This window comes from Rhizobium sp. LjRoot98 (assembly GCF_964252935.1).
Lineage (GTDB): Bacteria > Pseudomonadota > Alphaproteobacteria > Rhizobiales > Rhizobiaceae > Pararhizobium.
This window is the reverse complement of sequence record NZ_CAXUPW020000005.1, coordinates 273764-288076: the sequence shown is the minus strand read 5'-3', so window position 1 is coordinate 288076 and position 14313 is coordinate 273764. Positions and strand designations below refer to the sequence as shown.

General features: G+C 59.5%; 12 protein-coding genes and 1 pseudogene. 2 read left to right on the top strand and 11 right to left on the bottom strand.

Going from position 1 to position 14313, the window contains the following annotated elements; genetic code table 11:
• Positions 1-187 precede the first annotated feature (187 nt).
• Complete coding sequence (locus ACSQ3J_RS18280) at positions 188-1348, bottom strand: polyamine ABC transporter substrate-binding protein (RefSeq protein ID WP_060504116.1); 1161 nt, start codon at positions 1346-1348, stop codon at positions 188-190.
• A 41-nt stretch (positions 1349-1389) separates the two neighbouring features.
• Positions 1390-2472, bottom strand: coding sequence for an ABC transporter ATP-binding protein (locus tag ACSQ3J_RS18275; RefSeq protein WP_436039762.1), 1083 nt, complete (start codon positions 2470-2472; stop codon positions 1390-1392).
• A 199-nt stretch (positions 2473-2671) separates the two neighbouring features.
• Here ACSQ3J_RS18275 and ACSQ3J_RS18270 point away from each other — a divergent pair, with 199 nt between their 5' ends.
• Positions 2672-3475: a helix-turn-helix transcriptional regulator gene (locus tag ACSQ3J_RS18270; RefSeq protein WP_060504118.1), complete on the top strand. Its 804-nt coding sequence runs from the start codon at positions 2672-2674 to the stop codon at positions 3473-3475.
• A 41-nt stretch (positions 3476-3516) separates the two neighbouring features.
• Here the strand turns inward: ACSQ3J_RS18270 and ACSQ3J_RS18265 are convergent, their stop codons facing one another.
• From ACSQ3J_RS18265 to ACSQ3J_RS18230, 8 genes are all read right to left on the bottom strand, one after another.
• Positions 3517-5043 (bottom strand): amidohydrolase family protein, encoded by a 1527-nt coding sequence (locus ACSQ3J_RS18265; protein ID WP_060504119.1) that lies wholly within the window; start codon positions 5041-5043, stop codon positions 3517-3519.
• 34 nt (positions 5044-5077) lie between these two features.
• Entirely contained in the window at positions 5078-5965 is an 888-nt protein-coding gene (locus ACSQ3J_RS18260; protein ID WP_060504120.1) for an ABC transporter permease, read from the bottom strand.
• A complete protein-coding gene (locus ACSQ3J_RS18255) occupies positions 5962-6999 on the bottom strand; it encodes an ABC transporter permease (RefSeq protein WP_060504121.1) in 1038 nt (345 codons plus the stop codon). The genes ACSQ3J_RS18260 and ACSQ3J_RS18255 overlap by 4 nt, the downstream gene beginning before the upstream one ends.
• On the bottom strand, positions 6996-8558 hold the full coding sequence (locus ACSQ3J_RS18250; RefSeq protein ID WP_060504122.1) for an ABC transporter ATP-binding protein: 1563 nt from the start codon (positions 8556-8558) through the stop codon (positions 6996-6998). The genes ACSQ3J_RS18255 and ACSQ3J_RS18250 overlap by 4 nt, the downstream gene beginning before the upstream one ends.
• Before the next feature lie 61 nt (positions 8559-8619).
• The gene (locus ACSQ3J_RS18245; RefSeq protein WP_436039759.1) at positions 8620-9675 is read right to left on the bottom strand and encodes a BMP family ABC transporter substrate-binding protein; all 1056 of its coding nucleotides are present in this window, start codon (positions 9673-9675) and stop codon (positions 8620-8622) included.
• Between the two features lie 58 nt (positions 9676-9733).
• Positions 9734-10054: an NIPSNAP family protein gene (locus ACSQ3J_RS18240; RefSeq protein ID WP_037103231.1), complete on the bottom strand. Its 321-nt coding sequence runs from the start codon at positions 10052-10054 to the stop codon at positions 9734-9736.
• A gap of 13 nt (positions 10055-10067) precedes the next feature.
• The gene (locus ACSQ3J_RS18235) at positions 10068-11690 is read right to left on the bottom strand and encodes a GMC family oxidoreductase (RefSeq protein ID WP_060504124.1); all 1623 of its coding nucleotides are present in this window, start codon (positions 11688-11690) and stop codon (positions 10068-10070) included.
• 2 nt (positions 11691-11692) lie between these two features.
• On the bottom strand, positions 11693-12544 hold the full coding sequence (locus ACSQ3J_RS18230) for a uracil-DNA glycosylase (RefSeq protein WP_244482081.1): 852 nt from the start codon (positions 12542-12544) through the stop codon (positions 11693-11695).
• Between the two features lie 197 nt (positions 12545-12741).
• Here ACSQ3J_RS18230 and ACSQ3J_RS18225 point away from each other — a divergent pair, with 197 nt between their 5' ends.
• On the top strand, positions 12742-13401 hold the full coding sequence (locus ACSQ3J_RS18225; protein ID WP_244482083.1) for a TetR/AcrR family transcriptional regulator: 660 nt from the start codon (positions 12742-12744) through the stop codon (positions 13399-13401).
• 189 nt (positions 13402-13590) lie between these two features.
• Here the strand turns inward: ACSQ3J_RS18225 and ACSQ3J_RS18220 are convergent.
• Positions 13591-14163 (bottom strand): annotated as a pseudogene (locus tag ACSQ3J_RS18220) (LysR substrate-binding domain-containing protein); the annotation flags it as partial.
• Between the last annotated feature and the right edge of the window lie 150 nt (positions 14164-14313).

The window sequence follows — 14313 nt, the reverse complement described above, 5'->3', positions numbered from 1 at the left end:
CATTCGACTTTCGATAGCTGCGACTTCGCTCGAAGTCTGGACGGAATCGTGCCGTGAACATTCTCTTCTCCCCAGCGGGGAGAGGAGCCGAACGCAGTAAGGCGATGAGGGGAACCACACCCGGTGGGCTTCGCGCGCCCTCATCCGGCCCTGCGGGCCACCTTCTCCCCGTTGAGGAGAAGAGAAATCACGCCGATTTGAACCGCGCCATGAGCTCAGCACGGGCCGGATCGGTCAGCGTCACCGCCGCGCCGAATTCCAGCTTGGTCAGTGATGCTTCGTCCGGATAGACAATCTTGTTCGACGTTACATCGGCCGGAAGCAGCTTGAGCACGCGGCTGTCGGTGGTGGGCGCACCGTTGGCGATATGTTCCTTGACGGCGTTTTCCGGCGTCATCAGATAGCTGAGCAGCGCATAACCCGCCGATTTGTTGGCGGCGCTTTTGGGGATTGCGTAGAAATCGGTCCAGATTTCACCGCCGTCGGCGCCGAGGATGTATGCGATTTCTGGCATGTCGCGGTTGAGTTGGGCGCCGTCATTGGTCCAGCACATGGTCATCCAGGCGTCCGTCGCCCGCATGCCCGGCTGGTAGTCGCTGTTGATACCGTAGAGATGCGGCTTGACCTTGATCAACAGTTCCTCTGCCTTCGCCAATTCTTCCGGCTTGATCGAGTTGAAGGAATAGCCAAGCGACACCAACGCGCTGCCGATGGTGGTCAACTGGTAGTCATGCACCATGGCGCGGCCGTCGGCCTCGGTCATGGCGACTTCAAAGAAGTCCTTCCAGGAGGTCAGCTTCGTCTTGATCTTGGAGGTGTTGACGGCCATGCCGGTTGTGCCCCAGTTCTTCGGCAAGGCGTAGGTCGTGCCGTCGATGGCGCCTTCGGAGGTGAAACGCGCCGATTCTGTGGCTTGCGAGAAAGCGGGAACCCTCGACATGTCGAGCGGGTCGATCAGGCCGAGTTTCACATAGGTGGAGATCGTGTAATTGGTCGGCACGAACAGATCCCAGCCGGTGCCGCCGGCTTGGAGCTTCGCCAGCATTTCCTCGTTCGAGCCGAAGACGTTGACTTCGACAGCAACGCCGGTCGCCGCCGTGAAGGCTTCGAAGGTCGCCGGGTCATGATAGTTGGGCCAGGTGGCAAGCGACATGGTCGTACCGAGGTCTTCGGCGTAGGCGGTGGAACTGAACAGTCCGGGCTGGCGGGCAAGAACGGCTGCGGCGAGGCCAAGGCCGGTGACGCCGAGGAAGTGGCGGCGGGTGACCGAGCCGCGCTTCAGGCGCATCCATTCGTCAGTGAGGTTTTCGGCTGATATCGGGGCATTTTCTCTGTACCACTTTGTCATGACTTTGTTCCCTTCTTTGTTTTGACGTGTACGGCCGTTCCTCAGGCCGGAAAAACATGCACTTTGCCGGGATCGAAAGTGAGAGCGACCCGCTCGCCCGGTTCGACGAGATCGCTTTCCTGCATGCTGCGCCGGTCGGTAGTGACGAGGAAATCGCCAAGGCCATCGACGCTGATCTGGTATTCGGCGGTGGAGCCGAGAAAAATGCGGTGAGTGACGATCCCGGCCAGCGAACTGCCGTCACCAGTCGACTGCCGGACGAGGTCGATCGCTTCCGGCCTCAGCGCCACGATCGCAGCACCCGGTTTGAGGCAAGACCGTGCCGCGAGCGCCATTCCGTTCGACAGCCGCAAAGTGGTGCCATCGGGTTCGACGGTTACCGAAATCCGATTGGTCTTGCCGACGAAATCGGCCACGAAGAGATCAGCTGGCCGGTCGTAGATTTCCTGGGGCTTGGCCATCTGGACGATCCGTCCGGTGTTCATCACGCAGACCATGTCGCTCATCGACAACGCCTCTTCCTGATCGTGGGTGACCAGCACGAAGGTGATGCCGAGTTCGCGCTGCAGCGTCTGCAGTTCGATCTGCATGGCGGTGCGCAGCTTCTTGTCGAGCGCCGCTAAGGGCTCGTCGAGCAGAAGTACGGAGGGCTTGTTGACGATGGCGCGGGCAAGCGCCACACGCTGCTGCTGGCCGCCTGACATTTCATGGATGCGACGCTTCTCGAAACCGCCGAGGCGGACCATCTCGAGAGCCTCGCGCGCCCGGGCGGAAATCTCGGACACCGCCAGCTTCGGCCGCGCCTGTTTCAGGCCGTAGGCGACGTTCTGCTCGACGTCGAAATGCGGGAAGAGCGCATAGTGCTGGAAGACCATGTTGACGGGACGGCGATAGGGCGGGATGCCGTTCATTTCGCGGCCGTCGATCAGAACCGTGCCTTCGCTCGGCTGCTCGAAGCCGCCGATCATTCTGAGGCACGTGGTCTTGCCGCAGCCGGAAGGCCCAAGCAGCGCCACGAAGGCACCCTTCGGCACGGCCAGATTGATGTCCGAAACGGCGGTCACACTGCCATAGCACTTGGTGACCGAACGGAACTCGATGTCGTTCGCTGGAGCGGCTGTCACTTAAAAATTCCCCGCGGTTGTTTTTAGAATACCGGGCCACCTCGCGGCTGCCCGGTTTCTCACCGTCTGGCCAGCAGCCTATTCAAAACGGCCATTGGCGGTATATACCCCGAAAGGGGTATTTCAAGCCATTCTCCGCTGTGGAAGGTGTATACCCTGAAGGCAATTGCCACTCTTTTTTGCTGGCTGGACAGGATATATGGGCATCGATCTGGAGGCACTGTTCAAGACGCTCGGGCCGATGGTCGGTGGCGCCGCGATCGGCGACGAGGAGGCGGGTCGTCTTTTCTGTACGTTGATGCGTTCACTGGTCAGTTTCGACTATGCCGTCGTCTTTGCCTATCGTGAAAAAGAGCGGCCGATCGATCTCTACAGCACCTTCACGCCGGATGAACACGTCATTTTCGTGAGCTTGTATCAGGCCGGGCCCTTTCTGCTCGATCCATTCTACCATGCGGCGCGCGAGCTCAGACCGGGTGTCTGGCGTATGCGCGAGCTTGCCCCGGACCGGTTCTTTTCCAGCGAATATTTCCGCAGCTACTATACCCAGACAGGGCTGGCGGAAGAGATCGGGTTCTTCATCGTGCTGGAGGACGGTATCGCTGTGGTCCTGTCGCTGATGCGGAGGGAACGGTCAGGTGTGTTTCCTGCGGCCGATTTTGCCTTGCTGAAAAAGGCAGAGCCGCTGGTGGGCGGTCTGGTTCGCCATGCCTGGCCGGAGCTCGGCCGGCGCTTCGATGCCGCCTTGGCCAAGCGGGAACGGGGCGGGCGCAAGTCCGCGCATCCGGCTGCCGATCGGGTGTGGCGCAATCTCAACCTTACAGAAAGGGAAGCCTCGATCATCGAGCTTGTCCTGCAGGGGCATTCGTCGGAATCGGTCGGTCTGCGACTGGGCATTTCCACCGGTACCGTCAAAGTTCATCGCCGTAACGTATATCGTAAGCTTGGCATCTCGTCGCAGACGCAGTTGCTGTCAATTTACCTCAAGAATCTTGGGCAGTAGGGGAGGACAATATAGGCAGATGATGCTGATTTCTGGCGGTGTCATGTCTGGATGGCGCCCGTTTGGCCCATGCCGTTGAAATAGCGGCTGAAGCCGATCTCTGCGGATGTCGCCCGACGATGGATCTCAGCCATCGTTGGCTCAAATATTGCGTTCGCGCGTTCCAGCTGAGCATGAGTAGCCTGAAAGGCCGGCATTCTCTCACGAATTTCGGCAAGAATTTCCGCCTCGTCTATCGTTGTCATCCGATCATTCTCAACGACGATTTGTCCGTCGACCATCACCAGTTCAATGGAGCGGCCGTTCTCGCTATAGACCAGGTGCTTGCCGATATCGTTCAGTGGCGCAAAACCGATACTGTTGAGATTGAGCATCAGAAGGTCGGCTGCCTTACCGGTTTCGAGCGAACCGGTGACCCCCTCGAGGAGGGCGGTTCGTGCGCCGCCGATCGTTGCCATGGTGAGGACTTCGCCGGCGTTCAGCCAATCACCAAATTCAGGCCCGGTTGCACTCTGCACCAAAGCGGCAACGCGCATAACGTCGAAAATTCGCGCGGTATCGTTGGAAGAAAGGCCATCGGTGCCAAGACCTATATGTACGCCGGCGTCGAGCAGGCGTCGGATGGGCGCAATACCTGCGCCAAGCTTGAGGTTTGAGATCGCATTGTGGGCGACGGAACATCCAGCTTCGCCCACCAAGTCGATGTCCGCATCACTGACCCAAACGGAATGGGCGATCGTCGTGCTTGGCCCAAGGACGCCTAGATCGTGAAGGTAGGCAACGAGGCTTTTCCCGTAGAATTCCGGGCCAGTCACGGCCTGGGTTTTTGTCTCCAGCACATGCGTGTGCATGGGAACGCCGTGGCGAAGCGCAAGTGCATAACACGCCTGCAGCATGTCGGCCGTGCACCGCTGCGGCGCTGAAGGGGCCACCATGAAACGAAGCCGTCCATTTGCCCGCCCATGGAGGGTGGAAAACACCGCGCCGCAATAGTCCATATAGGCATGGGCCGGCATCGGCGGTCCGAAATCGAGTTTTGCCTTCAGCGCTTCCGGCATGATTTCTCGCGCATAGGGCAGGGCGTCCAACGTATGAATGTTCATCACCGCGCTGGAGACATTCGCGCGAATGCCCGCATCCTCGTAGGCAGAAAAGGCGCAGGCGAGCCGTTCGATATCGTGGCCGGGCGGGTCGAAGAAATCGTCGCAGAGTGTGGTGACACCGCTTTTCAGCGATTCCATCGCCAACAGCGCGCTCCGTAGATAGACGAGCCGCTTGTCGACCTGCGGGCCCATCAGCAGCGGGTAGGCGTAGAGCAGCCATATTTCCAGCGGCATCCGTTCATACCGGCCGCGCAGAAAAGTTTCGCTCGAATGCGTATGCGCGTTGACAAGGCCGGGCATCAGCAGTTTGTCGGTCGCGTCGATTATCCGCGCGCCATCGGCTGCGAGGTTCGGACCTATGGCCTCAATACGGCCATTCGAGACCAGAAGATCTCCGGCAAAGGCCGTGCTTCCATGCGCCTTGTCCATCGCCAGGAGAGTTGCGTTGCGAAACAGCGTTTTCATAGGCGTCTCCGCTAAGGTTCTGGGGCTCGCCCGTTCAGTTGTCACGTAACTCGGTGATGCCACCGTTGCTATCACCTCTCAGGCGGCTGCTGAGCCAGAGACCGAAGACCGTCGCGAGATAGGGGAGCGCCTGAATGAGATCGTGCGGCACGCTATCGCCGAACACGAGCTGCGCGCGGATGCCGATGGCGCTCAGCACGGAAAAGAACATCGCCGCCAGTGTGGCGCCCATTGGATGCGCAGCCCCGAAGATGACCGCGGCAAACGCCATGAAGCCACGTCCCGCCGTCATGTTCTGCCCGAAAAATTGCAGGCTGCCCGCTGCCAGCTCTGCGCCGCCCAATGCTGCCAGAATACCGCCGATCGAAAGAGCGATCAGGCGCATCATCGATGGGTTGACACCGACGCTGCGGGCCGCAAACGGATGTTCGCCACAGGCCGATAGTTGTAGGCCGAAGCGTGTGCGGCACAGAAGAAACCACAGTGCGAATACCACAACCGGCATCAGCACCACGAGGATCGAGAGAACACCGTAAGCGCCGAAGGCAGGTCCGAGGCGAGGGAGGCCAAAAGGCGCGTTGACTGCGGACTGGCTGCCGAAGAAGGATTGGATGGCAAGCGCCGTGCCGCCAAGCCCTAGGCCCGTCAACCCAAGTCCGGCGATGATCGGATTGGCTTTGAGTTTCTCGACTACGAACCAGAGGAGGATTGAAGCCAGAACCGCAAAGAGCATGGCGATCAGCAGCGCAAGTATGACCGAACCGGTGACGACTATGCCCAGGATCGTGGCGCAGGCGCCGATGATCATCAGACCCTCAAGGCCGAGGTTCCAGATGCCCGCTCTCTGGGCTATGACGCCGGCAAGGGTTACGTAGACGAGTGGGGTGCCGGAGCGCAGGATGGCTATGACGATGTCATTCATGAAGAACGTCCCCCTATGCGCAGGACCTTGTCGAGCAGTTTCGACCGGGCTGTGATGAAAAGGGCGATCGCCGCGTTGATAACGTCGATCGCGGCTGACGGTAGCCCCGCCATCACCGGCAGGTAGAGCGCCGCTGAAGCGAGCCCGCCGAAAAACAGGGCCGCTATCGCCGTTCCCGCCACGGAGAAGTTGGCAACAAGGGCAATCAGGATGGCAGTGAACCCATGTGCCGGCAGGAAGCCACTGGCGATGCGCCCGTTCGGTCCCATGAGCTCGATCGTTCCGGCAAGACCCGCCAAAGCACCGCTCAACAAAAAGCTGGTGATGCCGAGCTTCCAGAGAAGCGCGCCCTGCCATCGCACCATCACCGGGTTGCGGCCGGCGAGGCTTGCCAACATCCCGAAAGTCGTGCGGTTGACGAGTAGCCACATGGCCAGGCCGACGACCACAGCAATGGCGATGATCTTGACTGAGAGGCCTGACGATGTCGAGAGGCGATAGGCTGCCTCAAGCGGGCGGCTGGAGGCTTGTTGCCCGGAGCCCGATGGGTCCTTGAGTGGCCCGGAAGTGACATAGACCAAAAGCAGGCCCGCCATGAAATTCCCCATCAGTGTCGTTATGACCTCATCGGTTCCCGAGCGGATGCGAAGGTATCCCGGCCAAAACGCCCACAGTGCGCCCCCAACCATGCCAGCGACCATGCAGGCCGGTATGACAACGAACGCCGGAGCGCCCGAAAGCCATTCTGCGACGAAGGCCGCGCAAATGGAGCCGACATAGAATTGTCCCTGCGCGCCGATATTGAAGAATCCGGCACGGAATGAAATCCCAACCCCAACGGCGGTAATGAAGAGCGGCAATGCCCATCGGAGGCTCTGCGCCAGAGCGCCGGGCCGCAGGAATGCCCCATCTGCTACATTGGTCAGCACCATGGACGCAGAATACCCAGCAATCTGAAAGACGATGGAACACAGAACCAATGCGAAGATGACAAAGATCAAGCTGCGAAGAATATAGGAAACGCGCGCTATCATCGGGAACCCCCAATCATTGCGGCTCCGACCGCACCAATGTCGTAGGGAGCCGTGAATGTCCCGGCGACCCGGCCCGATAGCATCACGACGACGCGGTCGCTGATATCGAACAACTCATCCAGGTCGGACGAAATCAGGATGATGCCGCAGCCACGATCGCGCGCCTGGCGGAGTGCGTCCCAGACAAAGGCGGTGGCGCCGATATCGAGGCCGCGTGTCGGCTGCGCCGCGATGATCAGCTTCGCATCCGGGTCGATTTCGCGTGACAGGATGACCTTTTGCGCGTTGCCGCCGGAAAGCGCTCCCGCCTTCTGGGCGACATTGTCATAACGGACACCCCATGCTTTCAAGGCGGCGTCGCATTCGCTGCGCAACCGCGCCGGATTGACCAGACGCAGAAGCGGCTTTTCAAGGAGCGCACGGGCGGTCCAGTTTTCCCACAAGCTGGAGGTGAGGCTAAGCCCTTCCGTGTTTCGCTCGAAGGGAATGATACGTAACCCCATGATACGGCGCTGAGCGAGGGACTGGGCGGTAATGTCGTGTCCTGCCAGATGGACTTCGCCATGGCTCGCCTTGGCGAAATCCGCGATTAGGCGGACGAGCGTCCGCTGGCCGTTGCCTTCGACGCCGGCGATACCGACGATCTCGCCGGGGCGAACGTGAAAGTCCACATCCTGCAAAGCCGGGCCTTCCTGATCGACAAACGTGGTGATGTTTGAAAGCTTGAGAACCGGTGCGGCCGTTGCCGCCTCTGCGACAGTCGAAGTGTGTTCCACCGTGCCAGCGCCGGTTAGCGCCTGCGCATCGGCGGCTGCGAGCCCGCGGTTTGCCTCCCCGATGATGAGCCTGGATAACCGCGCTCCATCCACATCCGTCCTCATCAGCGGACCATCGACAAGCCGCCCGGCGCGCAGCACGGTTACCGTGTCGGCGACGGCAAGAACCTCGCGAATTTTATGAAGAATGAGAAGCACGGTAACGCCCTGCGCTTTCAGCCGGCGCACGCGCTCGAACAGTTTCTCGATGCCGGATGGCGATAATACTGCAGTCGGCTCGTCGAGGATGAGAACCTTGGCTTGCGTGACCAGCGCCCGGGCGATTTCGATCCCCTGCTGGCTCTCGACCGGCAGGTCGCGAATGCGGGCGCCGAGATCGACCGATATGTCGAGGCTTTCGAGATGGGCCCGCCAACGCGCAAACAGGCTCCTGCGGGTGAAGAACCGCCCGGTTCCCGTTGCGCCGAACTCCATGGCCTCTGCCACGGTGAACGATGGCGGCAGCGCGAAGCTCTGGTGAACCAGTTCGACACCGGCAGCGCGTGCCTCACCGACATTGCCACCGCGCATGACCCGGCCACCGATCGCGACATGGCCGGCGGCCGGCCGCACGAGACCGGATGCAACGCGAGCGAAGGTCGTTTTTCCTGCGCCGTTCTGGCCGACCACGGCGTGAATAAGGCCGGCATTGAATACGGTCGATACTGCATCGAGAGCGGTGACCGGCCCATAGGTCACCGAGACGTTCTGGCACAAAAGCGCCGGGGCATGAGGATCGGTCATGGGAGGCCCATTCACGTGGCTGAGATGACGGATGGCGGCGTGAACGCCACCCGCCTGCTCATCAGATTGTCGTATTGAAGGGAACAGTTATCGAGCCGTCGAGAATGCCTTTTTTGGCAGCTTCGATTTCCGGCATTATGTCCTTGATCTTGGCGACGACGTCCGCCGGGCCCTGCTCCAGGAAGAGTGGCGACACAATGAAATCGATAACGCCGGTGTCCAGTCCGGTTTTTTCATGCGTTCCGCCCTTCCAGTCCGGGCCGAGTGCCTTGGTCACTTCGTTATAAAGTGAAACGCCGAAATCAAGCTGAACGATACTGCTGATCGACTTTGGCCCCTGCGGGAACTGCGCCTTGTCGAGAACGCTAACGATGCGGCCTTCCTTCTCATTTGCCGCAGCGATGATGCCAGCGTCGGTCGCCGCTGAATCGGTCTGGATGAAGTCGATACCGTCATTGAACATCTGCGCGGCGATTTCCTGCCCCTTCGCCGGGTCCTGGAACGAGCCCGCAAAAGCCACAGTCACTGTTGCCTGCGGGTTAATGGAGAGAGCACCTGCCTTGACGGCGTTGAAATCCGCGTTGATCGGCGGAATGGAAATGCCGCCAATGAAGCCGACCTTGCCGGACTTGCTCATTCGTCCGGCGAAAATGCCCGAGAGATAGCAGCCGAGATAGTAGTCGTAAGAGACGGTAACGACGTTTTGGATCGCGGGCTCCATCGGGTCACCGAAGAGCTGGATCCATTTGATCTCGGGGTACAATGGTGCCAGGGCCTTGAAGGGCTCAGCCACTTCATTGAAGGTCGAGACGATGACGGTCGCACCAGCATCGCAAAGCGTGCGGAAGATCGTCTCGTAGGTGGCTGGATCCTGTGCATAGACGGCACGATACTCGAAGCCCTTTTCCTCCGAGAGCTTCTTCAGATTGGCAATCATCGTATCGACAGGGCCGCTGTCGCCTGCCGATTGCGTATGGACGAGAGCGACAAGTCCGCCTTCGGCATGGGCAACCGCAGGCAGTAATCCGCCAGCCAGCGCCAACGCCGCCGTGCCGGCTGAAATTTTCAGAAAGTCGCGCCGATCGAACGAGTTCTGGTTAAAAATATTGGCAGTCATCTTCTGTTCCCTTTTTTGGTTGATTGGTTGACCGGGCAGCACTGCTGCCCGGTTTTCTTCAAACTTGCGGAGAGTAGGAAGCCGGGTTCATGATCATGACATCCTGGCGCTCGATTGCGTTTAGCGCCCAGATTTCGCCGATGAATTTCTGCCAGTCTGGGTCGGCATACATGGCCGCCCGCCGGGCCTCGCGATCCGCAAGGCTTTCATAGGCCCACATCAGCACGGTCGTATGCAGGGTGCCGATCTCCGACACATAGAGGCCGACAAACCGGTTGAGATGCCGCTTCTGTACCGGCAGGCCTTCTGCCTCGTATTTTTTCATCCAGCCATCAACCGTGCCGGGGCGAAAAGTATAGGTGCGGTGTTCCAGGATCATTGCCGGTCTCGCTTCAGCTGTTGAGAATGAAATCTGCGCAACGCTCGCCGATCATGATCGCCGGTGCGTTCGTATTGCCGCTGGAAATGATCGGCATGATGGAGGCATCGGCGACCCGCAGTCCTTCGACGCCTTGCACCTTCAGGCGCGCATCTACCACTGCCATCGGATCGTTGCCCATCTTGCAGGTTCCAACGGGATGGAACGTCGTCATCGCGGTTGCCCGCAGCCATTTCGACAGATCGGCATCGTTGAGCGCTGCCGGTCCCGGCGCCAGTTCCTTGCCGCGATATCGGTCAAAAGCGGGTTGGCTGATAATGTCGCGGGTCAGCCGGATGCCGTCGATCATGGTGCGCATGTCGAAATCGGTCTGCAGATAATTGGCAAGGATCTTCGGTGCCGCCATCGGATTAGATGAGCGCAGGGTGATTTCGCCACGGCTTTCCGGATTGACCGGCCCGACGCGCAGGGTGAAGCCATGGTTGGCCTCGACCGTCTCGCGCTTGAAGGGGTTTGGAAAGTGCAAATTGGCGGTCTTCTCCAGAGCCGGCATGAAGTGAAGCTGGATATCCGGAGCGATAAGGTCCGGCCGCGAGCGAACGAAGGCACCAGCCTCGTAGGGAAATGTCGTGGTGATGCCTTTCCCGAAAAGCATGCCTTGAATGACGGACAACGTTAGCTTGTCGGCACGCAGATCCGAATAGAGCGTCACCGGCTTGCGGCACTCCCAGGACATCACGCAATCGACGTGATCCTGAAGATTCTTGCCCACACCAGGGAGCTCCAGCACAGTATCAATGCCATGCGTGCGTAGTTCGTCGGCCGGGCCGATGCCTGAGAGCAACAGTGTCTGCGGCGAATTGACTGTTCCGGCGGAGAGAACGACCTCGCGCTCGGCATAGGCCTTCTGCATCGTGCCGCGATGAAGGTATTCCACGCCGACGGCGCGGCCTTTCTCGACCATGACGCGGTGAGTGTGCGCCTGTGTCATCACTGTCAGGTTGGGACGCGACAGGGCCGGGCGCAGAAATGCAAAAGATGTCGACCAGCGTTTGCCCTGGCGGATCGTGAAATCGTAACGCCCGAACCCCTCCTGTTCGATACCGTTGAAATCATCGTTGAGCGGATAGCCGGCCTGGTGGCCAGCTTCGTTGAAAACATTCAGCAGCCTGTTCCAGCCGCGTGCACGGCAGACGGTCAGCTCGCCATTTTTCTCGTGGAAGGTGTCGTCGCGCTCGAGGTGCCCTTCGGAGCGGCGGAAGGCGGGCAGTACCTCGTCGTAGGACCAGCCTGGAAGGCCCATCTGCGACCAGCGATCATAATCGTGACGATTGCCACGCACGTAGATCATGCCGTTGATGGTTGACGTTCCACCCAAAACCTTGCCGCGAGGCCAATACAGAGAGCGGCCGTTGAGATAGGGCTCGGGTTCCGTGTGATAGTGCCAGTTATAAAGGCCGGAGTGAAAAAGCTTGCCCATCAGCATCGGCAAGCGGAACAGCGGATTGCGATCCTTGCCTCCTGCTTCCAACAACAGCACCCGGTTGGCCGGGTCTGCCGAAAGCCGGTTCGCCAGTACGCACCCCGCAGACCCCGCACCGATAATGATGAAATCGAAATGATCGCTTCGCGCCATGGTCACCACGCAATGGGATTGGATCCCATGTCCTCTAGAAAGTCGTTACAGAGAATGAAGGGATTGGCGCGCTCTAGTACCGCATCAGCGCGGGCTGGATGATCCCGCAGGATTGCGGCGATGCTGCCGTTGCGCCCCTCGTGAATACCGGCTGCCGCGAAGGCTTCGGCGGCCACATCGCCAAAGGCGATGAAGACGATCGGTCTGCCGCTGCCGGCCAGCATGGCCAGTGTTTTTTGAATGAGGGGGCGCCAGAGAGGAACGTGGCCGTGGGACTGATGCGGGTCGATGCCCACCTGAAAGCGCGTCAGCGTCAAGGAGGCATTTAACAGGAGCACGCCTTCGCCGATCCATCGATCGGCGACCGCTGACGGCGCCTCCATTTCGACCGAACCCTGCTCGATATCGCGAAGCGTTCTTGACCACTCGGAAAAGCCACTGGCATAGGAGGCATCACCGGTGCGTGCCGCCACGATCAGTTGCGTGAAAGCACGGATGCTGCGGGAAAACATCTTGTCGAGCTCACGCCATTCGGCAACGTTACCGGCCTCAAAGGCCCGGCCGGTGGCAAAGCCCGGCTCGGGGTAAGGGTCCTGGCCGAGAATGACGCAAGAGACCTGTTCCGGCGCAATGCCGTCATAGGCGCGAAACAGATGTGCGCCCTTGGGCATGCCAGGAAAATGACGACTGCGGCGAACAGGAAAGATCGGCTCCCAGATCTCAAGATCAAGATCGCCGTCGATTGCTTCTAAGTCGGGCGCTGCACCTGTGCAAAGGTCCCGCCAGGCTGGCGGCATATCTGCCTGCCACCCGTCAAGAAACTCCCGCATCGCATTTCTCAGTGACGAAGACATTTCGACACCCCTCCCTTGTCATCGGCTGTGATGCTAGTCAAAAGCTGACCAAAGTGTCAACTTATTAAACGAAAAAACCTGACCGGATCGTCAGATTATATCGACGTGCGTGATGAAGTGTGAAAAGGTATGGTTGCGGGGCCGGTAATCACTGCCTGTCTTCACCGCAATAATCTGGAATAAATGAGCGACGTAAGATGCCAAAGATGCCCCCCAACCAGACCCCGAAGGACGGGGGCGATGACGAAAAGATTCGCGCCCGCAACATCCGCGAGATATTGAAGGCTGCGACGGAGATTTTTTCAAGAAAGGGCTTCGACGGCGCGCGCATCGCCGAGATTGCCGAGGCATCCGGCCTTCCGAAGGCCAATGTCTACTACTACTTTTCCTCGAAGGAAGAGATTTACCGCGCCGTTATCGAACACCTGATCGAAGGCTGGGACGACGCGTTCACCCATATCTCGGGAGATCGTGAGCCGCAGGATGCGATCCGGTCCTATGTCGCGGCCAAGCTGGCCTACACCCGTCGCAATGTCATCGAATCGCGCCTGTTTGCCAACGAGATCATTCGCGGCGCGCAATTTCTGTCGCGCAAGGATCGCCAGCATATGCGCACGGTCACTGATGAAAAAGTGAAGGTCATCGAGGATTGGATCGCTGCAGGCAAACTTTTGCCTGTGGATCCCAGGCACCTGTTTATCATGCTGTGGTCGGCAACTCAGTTTTACGCAGATTTTGAGCCGCTGGCTTGCGACGCTCTGCACACGACTAAACTCAAGAGCATGGATTATTCGCATGCCGCCGCAACGATCAGCGAAACTGTGTTGCGAGGTCTTCTCCCCGCAGGACAGATCTGACGCCTAGGTTTCCATTTGTGAAACAGCTGCGCTTGGGTGGACGGAAATGGGAGGTGGCTTTTGTATTCCTGGTGTGGGTGGACATCGCTATGACGACAGACAGCTGGATAGACCAGAGTTAGACCGCAGATTGGTGGCGCATGGCAATGCATGCGTGTGCCTCCGGCGTCGCCACGTGACTTGGCGCGCTTAAAGGAAATTCTTCCTACCAGGATAGTATAGCGCCAACGGTGCTAATGATTGCGTCCAGTGTGCCAGGACGCGGACTAGTCGCCCGGCTGCGATGTTTTCGCGGACGTCAGCCTCCATGACATATCCAAGGCCGACGCCCCTTTGTGCCGCTATCTTCACCAGACTGGATTCGTCGAGGCTGATCGAGCCCTGAACGTCGATCTGGACCGCCTCCCCATCCTTCTCGAATTTCCGTCGAAACAGCGCATTGTTGGGAAGACGGGGGCGAATGCATCGAAACCGGTAAAGGTCGGGAGGAATCCTCGGCGTGTCATGCGTGTGGAGAGACTCCGGAGATGCGACGACGGCATTGCTTCGTTTCAGGCCCAGAGGCACGGCGATCATGTCGGCTGGGACGAGATCGGCTGGCCTGAGGCCCAGGTCGAAACCAGCAGCGACATTATCGACGATCCGTCCCTCGGTGACCAGATCGATATGCACCTGCGGATAGCGCTGCATGAACGACAGGATTAACGGCTCCATCACCTCGCGGGCTGCCGTCGCAAATGCGTTGATCCGCAAGGTTTGAGCTTCAGCGGCCGATGAATGTCGTCCGCCTGCCATCCCTTTCGCTTGATGACCGTCGTGCGATCCAGGCGCTTGGGTATCCGACCTGTACGCGGTGGATTCGCAACCGTCCCTCCGGCGTCTGTCAGGAACGCCCGGGCCGGTCTCAATCGA

What these genes read in the sequence shown, in the direction of transcription:
- ACSQ3J_RS18240 (WP_037103231.1), bottom strand. Translation starts at nt 10,054, where the DNA reads ATGATCCTGGAACACCGCACCTATACTTTTCGCCCCGGCACGGTTGAT.
- ACSQ3J_RS18260 (WP_060504120.1), bottom strand. Translation starts at nt 5,965, where the DNA reads ATGAATGACATCGTCATAGCCATCCTGCGCTCCGGCACCCCACTCGTC.
- ACSQ3J_RS18270 (WP_060504118.1), top strand. Translation starts at nt 2,672, where the DNA reads ATGGGCATCGATCTGGAGGCACTGTTCAAGACGCTCGGGCCGATGGTC.
- ACSQ3J_RS18250 (WP_060504122.1), bottom strand. Translation starts at nt 8,558, where the DNA reads ATGACCGATCCTCATGCCCCGGCGCTTTTGTGCCAGAACGTCTCGGTG.
- ACSQ3J_RS18230 (WP_244482081.1), bottom strand. Translation starts at nt 12,544, where the DNA reads ATGTCTTCGTCACTGAGAAATGCGATGCGGGAGTTTCTTGACGGGTGG.
- ACSQ3J_RS18255 (WP_060504121.1), bottom strand. Translation starts at nt 6,999, where the DNA reads ATGATAGCGCGCGTTTCCTATATTCTTCGCAGCTTGATCTTTGTCATC.
- ACSQ3J_RS18235 (WP_060504124.1), bottom strand. Translation starts at nt 11,690, where the DNA reads ATGGCGCGAAGCGATCATTTCGATTTCATCATTATCGGTGCGGGGTCT.
- ACSQ3J_RS18265 (WP_060504119.1), bottom strand. Translation starts at nt 5,043, where the DNA reads ATGAAAACGCTGTTTCGCAACGCAACTCTCCTGGCGATGGACAAGGCG.
- ACSQ3J_RS18225 (WP_244482083.1), top strand. Translation starts at nt 12,742, where the DNA reads ATGCCAAAGATGCCCCCCAACCAGACCCCGAAGGACGGGGGCGATGAC.
- ACSQ3J_RS18245 (WP_436039759.1), bottom strand. Translation starts at nt 9,675, where the DNA reads ATGACTGCCAATATTTTTAACCAGAACTCGTTCGATCGGCGCGACTTT.
- ACSQ3J_RS18280 (WP_060504116.1), bottom strand. Translation starts at nt 1,348, where the DNA reads ATGACAAAGTGGTACAGAGAAAATGCCCCGATATCAGCCGAAAACCTC.